The following is a 13500-nucleotide window of genomic DNA, read 5'->3' as shown; positions in this document are numbered from 1 at the left end:
TGCGGGAGCCGGAGGCGTGGTCATGGTGATACCTCGCGTCTCAGGAGGAACGGGACGGGCTGGCGTCGGGCATGGCGTCGGGGTGGCCGGTCGTGTCCCGCCGGGGCTGCCGCAGCAGGATGAGGGCGGCTACCAGGCCCAGTACGGCGAGGACGGCGCCGGTGGCGAAGGCGGACCGGTAGGCCGCGGTCAGCACGGCCGCGGTCGGTCCGGCCGAGCCCGCGTCGCCGACGCGGGCGAGCGCCACCGAGGTCATGACGGAGATGCCCAAGGCTCCGCCGACCTGCCAGGCGGTGTTGCTGAGGCCCGCGGCCACCCCGGCGTCGTCTTCGCCGACGCTGGTCAGCGACGCGATGGTGCCGGCGACGAAGCCGGCGCCGAGACCAGGAGCGAAGATCAGCAAGCCCCAGAAGATATCGTCGACGTAGGTGCCCGGGTAGGAGACCCGCGCCAGGAGCAGCAGGCCGACCGCGGCGAGGCCCAGGCTGATCGCCGCGATCGGGCGAGGCCCCTGGCGATTGGCCACGGCTTCGGCGATGAATGATGCCGCTGCGGCCACGATGGCCATGACCGCCGTCATGAGCCCGTACTGGATCGCGTTGTAGCCGAGGACCTGCTGGGCGTAGGCGGTCAGGGTGAACGACATGCCGTACACGCTCATGGCGATGACCAGCAGGGTGAGATTGCCGCCGAGGAGGACCCGCGTGCGGAACAGGCGCAGCGGCACCAGCGGCGCGCGCGATCGCGACTCGATCACCAAGAACAGGATGGCGAGGACGAGCGCGGCGGCCAGCGGGCCCAGCGTGCCCGCGCCGCCCAGGCCGTTCTCCGGCACCTCGACGATCACGTAGACGGCGAGGACGAGCGCGGCCGTGATCGTCACCGCTCCGCCGATGTCGAACGTGCGCCGGCCGGCGTTCGCCTCGTCCCGGTGCAGGAGGAGCGGGCTCAGCACCACGAGCGCGAGGCCGACCGGAACATTGATGAAGAAAATCCATTTCCAGCCCAGCCCGTTCGTGAGCGGCCCGCCGACGAGCGAGCCCGCGGTGCCGCCGAGGCCGCCGACCGCACCCCAGATCGCCAGGGCCTTGTTGCGCTCGGCGCCCTCGCTGAACGAGGTCATCACCAGGGAGAGCGCCGTAGGGCTCATGATCGCGGCGGAAAGGCCCTGGATCGCCCGTGCCGCGATGAGGACCTCGGGTCTCCAGGCCAGACCGCACCCCAGCGAGGAAACGGCGAACAGCGCGGCCCCGACCATGAAGACCCGCCGCCGGCCCAGAAGGTCGCCCACCCTGCCGCACAGCAGGAGCAGGCCGCCGAACACCAGGCCGTAGCCGGTCATGACCCATTGCCCGCTGTCGCCGTCGAGGCCGAGGTCGGCGGAGATGGCCGGCATCGCGACGAACACGATGGTGCCGTCCAGGATCACCATGAACGCCGCCGTACAGAGCATGGCCAGCGCGTACCAGCGGCGGCCGTCGGGGAGAGGGGGAGACATGTCAGCTCCAGTTGTTAATACGAAGTGAGTACTTTTTTTAGACAAGCACGCTCTCTTGTGTCAAGTGGGCAGGGGTAAGATGTCCGTATGGCGAGAAGGCGGAGCTACGGCCAGTACTGCGGCCTGACCCATGCGCTGGAGCTCGTCGGCGAGCGTTGGGCGCTGCTGATCGTGCGCGACCTCATCAGGGGCCCCAAGCGCTTCACCGACCTGCGCCAGGGGCTGCCGCGCATTCCCACCAACGTGTTGTCCGCCCGGCTCAAGGAGCTCGAAGAGGCCGGCATCGTCCTGCGCCGCACCCTGCCGCGTCCGGCGGCCTCGGTCGTCTACGAGCTGACCGAGTACGGCCGCGGCCTGGAGGACATCGTCATCCGCCTGGGCCGCTGGGGAGCCCGATCGCTCGGAGATCCCGGCCCTGACGACATCGTCACCACCGACGGAGAGCTCCTGGCGCTGCGTACCTGCTTCAACCCCGAGGCCGCCCGCGGCGTGCACGACGGATGGGAGCTCCGGATCGAGGACGTCGTCGTCCACGCCATCGTCGACGACGGGGCGCTCACCCTGGGCGAGGGGCCACTCCCGCGGCCCGGTCTGGTCATGGACATCAAAAAGGTCGCCGTCATGAAGCCCCTGCTGAGCGGCGAGACCAGCCCGGACGAGGCGGTGGCGGAAGGAGCCATCCACCTCATCGGCGACGCTGGACGACTCGACACCTTCGTCAAGGTCTTCGCCGTCACCCCCGTTCCCGCCGCCGAGGCGGTGTGACCCGGCGCGGACGGAGCCGGCCGTCCCGGGGGTCGTACGCCGCCGGCCGCTCGCCCGAGCCTGAGGGAAGCCTCGCCTTCACGGTCGTCCAGGGCCGTGCTCGCGGTACAGCGTCTCCAGGAGGTGGCGAACGGCGGGGGTGGGCGGGCCCGGGAGGACGGCCAGCGACGTGGTCAGCGTGGGCTCGGCGAGCGGGCGGATGGCGACCCTGGGTATCTCCGGCAGGCCGGTGACCTCGTAGAAGATCGTCCAGGACGGCGCGCCGACACCGATGTCCGCGAGGGTCTCCTGGAACGTGGTGAACGGCGGCCCGGGCGGCGGGGCGATCCCCGCGGCCCGGAAGGCGTCGGTGACCAGGTCGTGGAAGGGCGGGTTGTCCTCGCGCGCGGCCAGCCGGACGGGCAGGTCGGCCAGGTCTTCGAGCTTGAGCTCGGCGGAGCGGGCCAGGGGGTGGCCGGCGGGCAGGGCCACGTACAGGGGGTCCGTCCAGATCGGGAGGAGCTCCAGGCCCGGCGCGTGGGAGAGCGCGCGCACCAGTGCCGCGTCCAGCTCGCCGGAGCGTACGGCGGAAAGGCGGTCGGGCAGGGGAAGGCGCCGCGGCCGGACCTGGAGGCGCGGTGCGAGGGCGGCCAGCTCGTTGACGACGTGGTAGATCCGGTTACCCGGTCCTTGCACGATGCCGAGACGCAGAACGCCGTCCGCGCCCGCGCGGATGTCGGCGGCGACCTGCCTGGCGCGGTGCGCGGCGTCCAGGACGGCGCGCGCCTCGGGCAGCAGGCGTTCTCCCGCGCCGGACAGCCGCACGCGGCGGGTCGAACGCTCGAACAGCGGCACGCCGAGCTCGCGTTCGAGCCGGCGGATCTGCCGGCTCACCGCGGACTGCACGATGCTGAGCCGCTCGGCCGCGCGGCCGAAGCCGCCCTCCTCGGCGACCGCCACGAAGTACGCGAGCTGCCGCAGCTCCACCCGATACCTCGATTCATCCCGATCGGCGACGGTTGCCGGTCACAACCGCTTCCGATTCGCGGCTTGTTCCCGGGCGGCGGGTCAGAGCCCCGCGCCGCCGGTCGCGTCGATGACGCGGCCGGTCACCCAGCGGGCGTCGTCCGAGGCCAGGAAGGCGACGATGCCGGCGATGTCCTCCGGCTCGCCGACCCTGCCGAGCGCGGCGAGGGACGCCGCGTGGGCGCGGGCGCCGGCGTCGCCGCGCAGCCAGCTCGCGTTGATGTCGGTGTCGACGATGCCGGGCGCGACGGAGTTGGCGGTGATGCCGCGCGGGCCGAGAGCCTTGGCCAGGTTGAGGGTGAAGGTGTCGAGCGCGCCCTTGGTGGAGCCGTAGGCGATCGCGTCGGGCATGGACAGGCGGGCCGCGCCGCTGGAGATGTTGATGATCCGGCCGTGGTCGCGCAGCCGCTTCAGCCCTTCCTGGACGATGAAGAACGGCGCGCGCACGTTCACCGCGAAGACCCGGTCGAACGTGTCCTCGGTGACGGTCGCGATGTCACCGGGGGCGCCGATGCCGGCGTTGTTCACGATGATGTCCACGTGGTCGGCGTGCGCGTCGAAGGCCGTCCACAGCTCGGCGGCGTCTCCGTGGCGGCCCAGCTCGGCGCGGACGGCGAAGGCGTCGCCTCCGATGCGCGCGACGACCTCCTTGGCCGCCTCCTCGTCGCGGCCGTAAGCCACCGCGACGGTCGCGCCGTCGCGGCCGAGACGTTCGGCGATCGCGCGGCCGATGCCGCGGCTTCCGCCGGTGACCAGCGCGATCTTGCCGGTGAGCGTGCCCATGATCCGACTCCTTTTTTGAACGATTGCTCAAGAAAGGAGGTTAGCACAACTTTTTGAGTGAACGCTCTAGAATGTGGTCGTGAGCGAGACGGGGACACGGCGAGGACGGCCGCGCGCGTTCGACCGGGACGCGGTGGTGGAGCGGGCCGCGCGGCTGTTCTGGGAACGCGGTTACGAGGCCACCTCGGTCGGCGAGCTGACCGAGGTGATGGGCATCCGGCCGGGCAGCCTGTACGCGACGTTCGGCGACAAGAAAGCGCTGTTCAAGGAGGTCGTGGCCGCCTACGGGCGGACGCCGGTGGGCGGGTTCATGGGCCGGGCGCTGGAGGAGGAGCCCACCGCGTACGGGGCGTTCTCCCGGATACTCCGGGAAGCGGCCGAGATCTACCCCGACCCGGCCCATCCGGCCGGTTGCCTGGTGATGTCCGCGGCGGCCAATGTGACCGTCCAGGACACCGACGTGGCCGCCCACCTCAGGGAGATCCGCGAGACGGGGTTCGCGATCTTCGTGGAGCGGCTGGAGGCCGCGCGGAAGAACGGGGAGCTTCCGCCCGGCTCCGACCCGCGGGCGCTGGCCGCCTACTTCGCGGCCGTGCTGCGCGGCATGTCCGAGCGGGCCAGGGACGGGGCCGGCGCCACCGAGCTCGGATCGGTCGCGGAGCTGGCCCTCGCCGCCTGGCCCGGGCCGAGGTCGTAGCAGGGCGGCGGCCAGGGCCGTGGCGGTCAGGGCTGTGGCGGCTCAGGAGGGGTGCCGGCTCAGGAGGGGTGCCGGCTCAGGAGGGTCGCCGGCTCAGGAAAGGCCGGACGCCAGGTAGGAGGCGGCCATGTCCTTGTCCCCGTGTCCGGAACGAGCGGCCCGCTCGAAGCGCCGCAACCCGGCCACGGTGACGTCGACCTCGACGCCCGCCTGCGCGGCCGCCTCGGCCAGCAGGCGGGAGTCCTTGATCGAGTTGTTCACCGAGAAGGACGGGGCGTACTCCCCCGAGAGGATCGCGGAGGCCTTGCTCCGGAAGAACGCGCTGTCCAGCGGGCCACCCGTCACCACGTCAAGGACCAGGCGCGGGTCCACGCCCAGAGCCCCGGCGAGCGCCAGGCTCTCGGCCGTCCCGTGGGTGATCGCGAAGACGAGGCTGTTCAGCGCCAGCTTGAGGCGACTGGCCGCGGTGGGCTCCGTGGAGATCCAGACGGTCCTGCCGCCGATGACGTCGAAAACGGCCTGCACGTCCTGCCGCCCGCTCTCCGGACCGGCTGCGAGGATCACCAGCCGGCCGTCCTCGGCAGGCTGCTTCGTGCCCTGGACGGGGGCGTCGTAGAAGACCAAGCCGTGCTGCCGGGCGAAGGCGGCCAGCTCCTCGGCCGGGCCCACCCCGACCGTGCTGAGCTGGGCCCAGATCATGCCCTTCGCGAGCCCCGGCGCGGCTGCCTCCATCACCTCCAGCACGGCGGGCCCGTCCGTCAGGACGGTCACCACGAGATCGGCGCCGCTCACCGCGGCGGCCGGGGTGTCGAACACCTTGACCCCCTCGGCGGCGAGGGGCTCGGCCTTCGCCCGCGTGCGGTTCCACACGTTCACGGTGAAGTGCCTGCTCAGGTTCCTCGCCACCGGTGCGCCAATGATCCCGGTGCCGAGCACGGCGAGGGTCCTGCGATCGGTCGATGTCAAAGGGGGCCTCCTCAAGGGTGAAGACGAGCGTTCTCACAGGATGCGCAGGGTGGTCTCGACGATGTCGGTCATCGCCGGGGCGTCCGCGCTCTTGCCCAGCACGCGCAGCCCGTACATGGCGTTGAGCAGGTAGCGCCCAAGGCTTTCCGCCGGACGGCCGGGGGCGATCTCGCCGTCGCGCTGGGCTCGCTCGACGGCCCGGGTGAAGGCGTCCTCCATCCGGCCGAAGACGCGGCGGACGGCGGCGGTCGCGGCGGGGTCGCGGCCGGCCAGCTCCAGGGCGGTGTTGACGGCGAGGCAGCCACGGCGCGCGGAATCGTCACGCGCCTCCTCCTCGACGACGGTCATCAGGACCCGCCGGACGCGCTCGCGGATCGGGCCGTCGCCCTCCAGCACGGCGACCTGCCGCGTCGTCCATTCCTCGTCGTAGCGGCGCAGCACCTCCAGGAACAACGCGTGCTTGTCGGCGAAGGCGTTGTAGAGGCTGCCTCGCCCGAGCCCGGTGTGCTCGACCAGGTCCTGGGCGGAGGTCGCGGTGTATCCCTTGGTCCAGAACGCTTCCATGGCGGCGTCGAGAACCCGATCGGGATCGAAGCCTTTGGATCTGGGCATGCGCCGACCCTAGCACGTTCTGGAACGATCGTTAAAATATATTCGCCTGCCTGCACATACCTCGTACGGAGAGCCGCCGAGAGGCGGAGCGCGTGCGGGCCGCGCAACCGATTTCTTCCGCCCCGGTGGCCGGCCTCATGTGCCGGGTGAGCGCGCGGCCGACAGGCTGATGCTGATCATCTTGCGCAGGTATGCCTCGTCCGGAAGGGGCATGTGGACGACGAAACGATGGAAGATCACCCCGTACAACTGGTCCATGATCACCTCGGGATCGGCGTCGGGGGACAGTTGGCCCTGCTCGACGGCCTTGCGCAGCCGTTCCTTGAACTGGTGAATTCGTGGGCTGATCCACGCCTGGTGCATCTGCTCGGCCAGGGCCGGATCCTGGAGCGACTCGGTGTAGACGCCGACGAAGATCGAGCGGGTCCGCGGCGCCGTGATCTGGTCCAGGATGCTGATCAGCTGGCTGAGCAGATCGGCGGCCAGGTCGCCGGTGTCAGGAAAGGCGGTCTCGCCGGCCGAGGCGTCCTGGGCGGCTTCCAGGATGACCGCGCCCTTGGACGGCCACCAGCGATAGATCGTTTTCTTGCTCACGCCCGCTCGGGCGGCGATGCCTTCGATCGTCACGTTCGCATATCCCTGCTCGACGCAGAGCTCGAGCGCGGCGTCCAGGGTGGCACGGCGGCTTTTCTCGCTGCGGCGCTGGGGATTCGGCGGCTTGGTCATGGATGCAGTTTAAAGGAAACGGAACGTAGCGTGTTGCTTTGAAGGCGGCCAGGGTCTACTCTCCCGGAGAGACACGCAACGTGTCGTTTCCCCATCTGTGATCGCGGAGGATGATCGATGCCCCAATTCGGCGTCCAAGTCATCGGCCAGACCGAGAAAGCGCTCAACGCCATCCTGGTCAGGGAGCTGGAAGAGACGGAATCACCGAGTTGAGTACGGCGAACCTGGTGGCCGGCGAGTACGGCAACGCCGCCTCGTCGCGCGATCGGGTGCGGCCAGTCCGGTCAGCCGGGCGCCCAGGGCTTCGGGCCGCTGCCGGTAACCCGTGAGGTCTTGTACGCGTCCTGCCGACGACCGGGACGGGCAACCAAGCGACGTCCTTCTGAAGACACATGACTGACATGGTTGGAGTTAAGATCATGATTAAGCCGTTCCGTATCCACGTGCCCCAGGCAGACCTCGACGATCTGACCGACCGGCTCTCCCGCACCCGCTGGCCCAACGAGGTCGCCGACGCCGGGTGGGATTACGGCTTCCCGCTGTCGCGGCTCAAGGAACTCGCCGAACACTGGCGCACCGGCTACGACTGGCGTGAGCACGAGGCCAAGCTCAACGAGCTCCCGCACTTCACGACCGAGATCGAGGGCCAGAACATCCACTTCGTCCATGTGCGGTCCGCGAAACCGGACGCGCTCCCGCTGATCCTCACCCACGGCTGGCCCGGCTCGTTCCTGGAATTCCTCGACGTGATCGAGCCGCTGTCGCGCGACTTCCACGTGGTGATCCCGTCCATCCCTGGGTACGGCTTCTCCGGGCCGACGCACGAGCGCGGCTGGGACGTCGTCCGGATCGCCCGGGCCTGGGCCGAGCTGATGCGCCGGCTGGGGTACGACCGCTACGGCGCGCAGGGCGGCGACTTCGGCTCGGGCATCTCAATGGCGCTCGGCGCGGTCGCGCCCGAGCGGGTCGTCGGGGTGCACGTCAACTTCCTGCCGACCCGGCCGATCCCGGACGCCGACATCGAGCTGTCCGCGACGGACGAGGCCCGGCTGGAGAAGGTCAGACAGCTGATCGCGAACCGGCCGCCGTTCCAGGCTCTGCAGGCCCTCACCCCCCAGACCATCGGCTACGCGCTGACCGACTCACCGGTCGGCCAGTTGGTCTGGATCGCCGAGCGCTTCGCTCAGTGGACCGATCCGCGCTGGCCCATCAGTGACGAGCGGATGCTCACCAACATCTCGCTGTACTGGCTGACCGCCACCGCGGCCTCCTCGGCGCGGCTGCACCACGACGCCCCGCGGCGGACCGAGCCGTGCCCGGTGCCGGTCGGCGTGGCGGTGTTCCCGCACGACATCACGCAGCCGGTGCGACCGCTGGCCGAGCGGCTGTACGACATCAGGCACTGGTCGGAGTTCGAGCGCGGCGGCCACTTCGCCGCGATGGAAGTCCCGGAGCTGCTCTCCGAGGATGTCCGGGACTTCTTTCTCACATGCCTCAAGGACGATCACAGGGCCACCGCCCGCTAGCGAGCTGGCCCGCCGAACTGGAGCGACGTCACTGGGAACGCGGCAACTTCGGCTCACCTAAGGTAAAGATCATGGCAGATGACCCCGTTGTGAATCAGTGTGACTGCGGTGCGATCGCCGGCCCCCTGGGTGCATGCGTGGACTATTACCACGCGGTCCTCTCTGAGGAGCAGACCGATCCTCAGATGTACAGGTGGCACGCGCCTGTGGTCTGTGCGTATCTCCTGCAGCATCCTTCCAGGGCTGACGAGAGGTACCTTGACGGCCAGTTCCGCCAGTTGCAGTTGTACCTGGACAAGGGTCTTGACGCGCTGCTTCGCGTAGCGGCTCATCAGGTGGCGCGGAACAAGCATGGGGTGCGGTCGAGCTACGACATGGCGCCCCTGGCCACCTACGAACCACTCCCGCAGGGCGGACCTCCCCGGCACTTCCGCGCCACGTTCTGCGGGTTGCCGTTCAGGGACGGCAGCTTCGTGGCCGATGGTCATCCGGCCTACGGACACGCGATCGAGGCCATCGCCGAGGCGACCGTGGAGTCCTGGAGAGCTGTCCGGAGCTGATGCTCAAGGGCGGCGCATCGGGACCGGCCTCATCCCGGTGACGGCCGTCACCGCCCTCCGGCGGGACGGTGGCCGTCCCCATGCCGGCGACTGCCGCGCTCCCGTCCATCGCCCCCGATTCATCTCGATCGGTGATGAATGCGGGTGACAACCGGTTCTGGCCGGCGGCCGCTCCCCGGGACTGCAATGGATGCCGATCCTGGAAGGAGCTGATCGATGACTGTCACCCCATCGCAGTCCCTGGTCGTCGCCGCGGAGGACGCGGAGGTCGTCGGCCTGCCTGCGGGCGGAGCGTTCACCTTGCTCGCCGACGCGAGCGACACCGCCGGCACGCTCGGCGTCAACCGGCTCACGCTGGGGCGGGGACGCGACGGCGCCAAGCCGCATCACCACGCGCGCTCCACGGAAGTGTTCTACGTCCTGGACGGTGAGCTGGAATTCCTCCTCGGGGAGGAGGTGGTGACCGTCTCCAAGGGCGGGCTGGTCGTCGTGCCGCCACGCGTGCCGCACGCGTTCGGCGCGGTGCCGGGCGCGGAGGCGGATCTGCTGGCCATGCTGACCCCGGGCGTCGATCGTTTCGGATATTTCCGGCAGTTGGCGCGCGTGCAGCACGGCCTGGAGCCCTTCGACAACCTCCTGCCCGAGCAGGAGCGTTACGACGTGCACTTCGTGGACGCCGCCGGCTGGCTGTCGATGCGGGCCGCCCGATGACCGCCGCCCTTGTCGCCGGAGCCGTGACGCCGGGTGAGCGGCCCGGCCCGCTGTCGACGGCTGTGCGGCTCGGCGGACTGTTCGGCCCGTCGGTGTTCGGCGTCACGGCCGCCGCCGTGGCGCTGCCCGACGTGGCCGTCGCGTTGCGGGCCGGGGCCGCGGAGGTCGCCTGGGTCCTCACCGCGCACGCGCTGGCGCTCGGTGTCGGCACGGCCGTCTTCGGACGCCTGGCGGACTCCCGGGGGGTACGCGTCGCGCTGCTGATCGCGTCGCTGATGCTCGCCGCCGGCGCGCTGGTGTGCGTGGTGGCGCCCTCCCTCGGAGTCCTGGTCGCCGGACGGCTGTTGCTGGCGGCCGGCTCCGGAGGCGCGACAGCGGTCAGCGCCGCCCTGCTGGCGAACATGGAAGGCGGGCGACGCCTGCGGGTGCTCGCCGGGTACGGCATGGTGATGGCGGTCTTCGCGTCCGTCGCCACGCTGCTCGGCGGCATGGTGACCACCTGGGTGAGCTGGCGGGTCACCCTGGTGCTGCCGGCGCTGTCCGTACTGGCCGTCCCTTCCTGCCTCCGGCTGGCCGTACGGCCGGGGTCGCGCCGCCCGATCGACCTCACCGGAGCCGCGGCGCTGACCGTGGGCGTGAGCACCCTGCTCGTGCTCATCCAGTCCAGGACGCTCGATCTCGGTGGGCCCGTCGTCGCGGCGCTCGCGGCGGGGTTCGTGCTGGCCGCCGGCGCGCTGGCCTGGCGGGTGGTCCGGCGGCCGGACGGCTTCGTCCCGCGCGCGGTCGTCGGTCGGCCGGCCTATCGGATCGAGTCCGCGATCGGCGCCGGGGTCTTCGGCGGCCTCTTCGCCGCCATGTACGCGATCCCGCAGATCCTGGCCGGCTCGTACGGGTGGAGCGTCCTCGGCATCGGTACCGCGTTGCTGCCCGGCGCCGCGGTCGGCGCGGTGCTGTCGCGCCGAGCCGGTCTGCTCGGCACGCGCAACGGCCGCCTGGTGCTGGCCGCCACCGCGCTGGCGGCGGCCGTCGCCCTGATCGTCACCGCGACGGGCCAGGGTGGTCCCTGGCCGGCGGTGCTCGCGGCCTCGCTGTGCCTCGCCGCGTTCGCCGTCGCCCAGGTGGTGATCATCGCAGCCCTGCCGGCAGGGCTGCCGCTTCACCTGCGCGGCGCGGGGATGGGCCTGCTCAACCTGACGTTCTTCGTCGCCGGCGGGGTGGGCGCGGCCGTCACCGGGGCGGCGGCGACGCTGATCGGCACGGCCCGCACGCCGGCGCTCGTCGCGCTCTTCCCCCTGTCCGCCGCCGTCGTGGCCGTCGTCACCCGGCCTCGGGCGGCGGGCGAGAGGTGACGAGCAGGGACCAACCGCCCGGAGCCGGCCGGTGGTACTGCCTCGAACACCGCTGCAAAGGGCCGTCGATCGCGGATCAGCGCGGTCCGGGCCCGCGCATGGGACGCAGGAGGAGCCAGGCGGAGGACAGGATCGCGGCGGCGGTCCACAGGGTGGCGTCGACCCCGGCGAACTGGCCGAGCGCGCCACCCGCACCCGCCCCGATCGCGAGCGCGCCGGTGAACAGGAAGCGCATGGTCGCGGTCATCCGGCCGAGGAGATGCCCGGGGGTGACGCGGGTACGGTAGCTGACCTTGAGGACGTTGCCGGCGCCCGACTTGGACATGGTGAGCGCCCATGCCGCGCCCGCCACCCAGACGGATTCGTCCACGAGGGGGAGCAGCAGCGCGCAAGGGGCGACGGCGCCGCTCCACCAGATGGCCCTGCGCTCGCCCAGCCACCGGCTCAGTCGCGGTGCCACGGCCGAGCCGAGCAGATAGCCGGCACCGCCGGCCGCGAGGAACAACCCGAGCGTGAACTCCGGCCGCTCGAACCGGGCCACGAACACGATGGGCAGCATGACCTGGACCATCATGGAGGCGCAGTTGCCCAATGCCCCCTCGGACGCGATCAGGCGCAGGTGCGGGTGGCCGAAGACCAGCCGCAGGCCCTCGCCGATCTCGTGCCGCAGGGCGGTGCGCGGCCCCCGGGAGGGAGCGGGCTCGGCGAACCGGATCCGGGCCAGGCAGAAGGCCGACCACAGGTAGGTGGCGGCGGTGACGCCCAGCGCCATGGGCGCGGTCACCGCCGCGACCAGGAACCCCCCGAGGCCACGGCCGGCGACCTGGTTGACGCCGTCGAGGCTGACCAGCGCCGAGGTGGCCCCGGTGAGGCGCTCCCTGCCGACGAGCGCGGGCAGGAAGCTCATGGCGGCCACGTCGCCGAAGACCGTGGCGATCCCGGTGACCAGCACGACGACGTAAAGCTGCCAGAGCGTGAGCACGCCGCACGCCTGCGCCACGGGCACGGAGGCCAGCGATGCGGCGCGGACCAGGTCGGCGGCCATCATCAGGGGGCGCTTGCGCAGCCGGTCCACCCACGCGCCCGCGGGCAGGCCGATGAGCAGGAAGGCACAGGTGCTCAGCATCCCGAGCACGCCCGCCTCGAACGGTGAGGCGTCCAGCACGGCCACACCCGTCAGCGGGATCGCCAGCGCGCTGACGGAAACCCCCAGCTTGGCCCCCGCGTCCGCCCCGTACAGCCATCGGAAATCCTTCGTCATGACCCACGACAGTCGCCACGCGCGCTCAGGAGCGCCACGAATTCAGCCGTGGCTAAACTCAACGGGTGCTGGAGCTGTCGTTCACCGCGGTAGACGTGGCCTACACCCGGTTCGCGATCTCCCCTCTGTGGGAGACCGTCGCGGCGGCACGACTGATCAAGCAGCCGCATCCCCTGTACCGGCCGTGGCTCGACGAGGTACGACCCAGGCTGCGAGGGGTTCGCTGGGAGCTGCTGGACGCCCTCATCCCGCCGCGCGGGCTGCCCGCCTTCCTGGCGCCGCCCCCGGCGGTCGCCGTACCGGAACTCGATCTCGAACTCGCCACCCTGCGTGCCACCCCGCCCGAGACCCTCGCCACCGATCTGGACTGGCTGCCCCCGTCGGCCGCGACCGCCCTGCTGGGCGACGACCCCGATCGCGGGCTGGCCCTGCTGGCCGGTCAGATCGCCGCGTTCTGGGAGGCGGCGCTGGCGCCGTACTGGCCGAAGATCCGCTCGCTGCTCGAAGGGGACCTGCTCTACCGGGCCAGGCAACTGGCCGACGGCGGCGCGCACAGGCTCCTCAACGGACTCGACCCGACGGTCGCATGGTCCGAGGACACGCTACGCGTCCAGCATCGGTACTGCACGGCGCTACGTGCGCTGAGAGGCCGCGGACTCCTGCTGGTGCCCTCGGCCTTCATCTGGCCGAACGTCTGGTCGATCACCACCGCGCCCTGGCAGCCCACTCTGCGCTACGGGACGCGGGGCATCGCCACCCTCTGGGAGCGGCCTTCCGTGTCCGTCCCGGAGGCGCTGGCCGCGGTTCTCGGCCGTACCCGTGCGCTGATCCTCACCGAACTCGCCGTCCCCGCGTCCACCACCGACCTCAGCGCTCGCCTCGGTCTCACCAAGGGAGGCGTCTCGCAGCACCTCACCGTGCTGCGTGACGCCGGTTTCGTCAGCGCTCACCGAACGGGGCGCTTCGTCCTGTACGCCCGGACCGGCATCGGTGAGGCGCTGTGCCGGCAGCAGTGAGCGTGGGACAGGGCCGCTGCTCCGG

The 13500-nt window shown here is 71.1% G+C and carries 14 protein-coding genes; 7 read left to right on the top strand and 7 right to left on the bottom strand.

What is annotated here, in order from left to right:
- Positions 1-40: 40 nt before the first annotated feature.
- Positions 41-1498, bottom strand: coding sequence for an MFS transporter (locus AB0H75_RS15330; protein ID WP_367796327.1), 1458 nt, complete (start codon positions 1496-1498; stop codon positions 41-43).
- Positions 1499-1585: 87 nt separating this feature from the next.
- Here AB0H75_RS15330 and AB0H75_RS15325 point away from each other — a divergent pair, with 87 nt between their 5' ends.
- Positions 1586-2263: a winged helix-turn-helix transcriptional regulator gene (locus AB0H75_RS15325; RefSeq protein ID WP_367796325.1), complete on the top strand. Its 678-nt coding sequence runs from the start codon at positions 1586-1588 to the stop codon at positions 2261-2263.
- A gap of 78 nt (positions 2264-2341) precedes the next feature.
- Here AB0H75_RS15325 and AB0H75_RS15320 read toward each other — a convergent pair whose 3' ends face one another.
- Positions 2342-3229: a LysR family transcriptional regulator gene (locus AB0H75_RS15320; protein WP_367796323.1), complete on the bottom strand. Its 888-nt coding sequence runs from the start codon at positions 3227-3229 to the stop codon at positions 2342-2344.
- 81 nt (positions 3230-3310) lie between these two features.
- Complete coding sequence (locus AB0H75_RS15315) at positions 3311-4051, bottom strand: SDR family oxidoreductase (protein ID WP_367796321.1); 741 nt, start codon at positions 4049-4051, stop codon at positions 3311-3313.
- A gap of 79 nt (positions 4052-4130) precedes the next feature.
- Between AB0H75_RS15315 and AB0H75_RS15310 the strand changes: the two genes are divergently transcribed.
- On the top strand, positions 4131-4748 hold the full coding sequence (locus tag AB0H75_RS15310) for a TetR/AcrR family transcriptional regulator (protein WP_367796319.1): 618 nt from the start codon (positions 4131-4133) through the stop codon (positions 4746-4748).
- A gap of 93 nt (positions 4749-4841) precedes the next feature.
- Here AB0H75_RS15310 and AB0H75_RS15305 read toward each other — a convergent pair whose 3' ends face one another.
- From AB0H75_RS15305 to AB0H75_RS15295, 3 genes are all read right to left on the bottom strand, one after another.
- On the bottom strand, positions 4842-5714 hold the full coding sequence (locus tag AB0H75_RS15305; RefSeq protein WP_367796317.1) for an NAD(P)-dependent oxidoreductase: 873 nt from the start codon (positions 5712-5714) through the stop codon (positions 4842-4844).
- Between the two features lie 33 nt (positions 5715-5747).
- Positions 5748-6326 (bottom strand): TetR/AcrR family transcriptional regulator, encoded by a 579-nt coding sequence (locus AB0H75_RS15300; RefSeq protein ID WP_367796315.1) that lies wholly within the window; start codon positions 6324-6326, stop codon positions 5748-5750.
- A 135-nt stretch (positions 6327-6461) separates the two neighbouring features.
- Positions 6462-7052, bottom strand: a complete 591-nt coding sequence (locus AB0H75_RS15295; protein ID WP_367796313.1) for a TetR/AcrR family transcriptional regulator — start codon at positions 7050-7052, stop codon at positions 6462-6464.
- Positions 7053-7471: 419 nt separating this feature from the next.
- Here AB0H75_RS15295 and AB0H75_RS15290 point away from each other — a divergent pair, with 419 nt between their 5' ends.
- The 4 genes from AB0H75_RS15290 to AB0H75_RS15275 all read left to right on the top strand — a co-directional run bounded on the left by AB0H75_RS15290 (position 7472) and on the right by AB0H75_RS15275 (position 11198).
- Complete coding sequence (locus tag AB0H75_RS15290) at positions 7472-8578, top strand: epoxide hydrolase family protein (RefSeq protein WP_367797127.1); 1107 nt, start codon at positions 7472-7474, stop codon at positions 8576-8578.
- 71 nt (positions 8579-8649) lie between these two features.
- Positions 8650-9138: a DUF5946 family protein gene (locus tag AB0H75_RS15285; protein WP_367796311.1), complete on the top strand. Its 489-nt coding sequence runs from the start codon at positions 8650-8652 to the stop codon at positions 9136-9138.
- Positions 9139-9354: 216 nt separating this feature from the next.
- Positions 9355-9849: a cupin domain-containing protein gene (locus AB0H75_RS15280; protein ID WP_367796309.1), complete on the top strand. Its 495-nt coding sequence runs from the start codon at positions 9355-9357 to the stop codon at positions 9847-9849.
- Positions 9846-11198 carry an MFS transporter gene (locus AB0H75_RS15275; protein WP_367796307.1) on the top strand — a complete coding sequence of 451 codons (1353 nt, stop codon included), beginning with the start codon at positions 9846-9848 and terminating at the stop codon, positions 11196-11198. The genes AB0H75_RS15280 and AB0H75_RS15275 overlap by 4 nt, the downstream gene beginning before the upstream one ends.
- Positions 11199-11274: 76 nt before the next feature.
- Here the strand turns inward: AB0H75_RS15275 and AB0H75_RS15270 are convergent, their stop codons facing one another.
- Positions 11275-12459, bottom strand: coding sequence for an MFS transporter (locus tag AB0H75_RS15270; RefSeq protein ID WP_367796305.1), 1185 nt, complete (start codon positions 12457-12459; stop codon positions 11275-11277).
- A 65-nt stretch (positions 12460-12524) separates the two neighbouring features.
- Between AB0H75_RS15270 and AB0H75_RS15265 the strand changes: the two genes are divergently transcribed.
- Positions 12525-13475 (top strand): DUF5937 family protein, encoded by a 951-nt coding sequence (locus AB0H75_RS15265; RefSeq protein ID WP_367796303.1) that lies wholly within the window; start codon positions 12525-12527, stop codon positions 13473-13475.
- The last annotated feature ends 25 nt before the right edge of the window (positions 13476-13500 follow it).

This window comes from Nonomuraea sp. NPDC050783 (assembly GCF_040802095.1).
Taxonomy (GTDB): domain Bacteria; phylum Actinomycetota; class Actinomycetes; order Streptosporangiales; family Streptosporangiaceae; genus Nonomuraea.
Note: the sequence above shows the minus strand (reverse complement) of the source record. Positions and strands in the feature narration are given on the sequence as shown.

Excerpts from the sequence above, each read along its gene's own strand:
- AB0H75_RS15330 (WP_367796327.1), bottom strand. The coding sequence starts at position 1,498 with ATGTCTCCCCCTCTCCCCGACGGCCGCCGCTGGTACGCGCTGGCCATG.
- AB0H75_RS15325 (WP_367796325.1), top strand. The coding sequence starts at position 1,586 with ATGGCGAGAAGGCGGAGCTACGGCCAGTACTGCGGCCTGACCCATGCG.
- AB0H75_RS15315 (WP_367796321.1), bottom strand. The coding sequence starts at position 4,051 with ATGGGCACGCTCACCGGCAAGATCGCGCTGGTCACCGGCGGAAGCCGC.
- AB0H75_RS15300 (WP_367796315.1), bottom strand. The coding sequence starts at position 6,326 with ATGCCCAGATCCAAAGGCTTCGATCCCGATCGGGTTCTCGACGCCGCC.
- AB0H75_RS15295 (WP_367796313.1), bottom strand. The coding sequence starts at position 7,052 with ATGACCAAGCCGCCGAATCCCCAGCGCCGCAGCGAGAAAAGCCGCCGT.
- AB0H75_RS15290 (WP_367797127.1), top strand. The coding sequence starts at position 7,472 with ATGATTAAGCCGTTCCGTATCCACGTGCCCCAGGCAGACCTCGACGAT.
- AB0H75_RS15285 (WP_367796311.1), top strand. The coding sequence starts at position 8,650 with ATGGCAGATGACCCCGTTGTGAATCAGTGTGACTGCGGTGCGATCGCC.
- AB0H75_RS15280 (WP_367796309.1), top strand. The coding sequence starts at position 9,355 with ATGACTGTCACCCCATCGCAGTCCCTGGTCGTCGCCGCGGAGGACGCG.
- AB0H75_RS15275 (WP_367796307.1), top strand. The coding sequence starts at position 9,846 with ATGACCGCCGCCCTTGTCGCCGGAGCCGTGACGCCGGGTGAGCGGCCC.
- AB0H75_RS15270 (WP_367796305.1), bottom strand. The coding sequence starts at position 12,459 with ATGACGAAGGATTTCCGATGGCTGTACGGGGCGGACGCGGGGGCCAAG.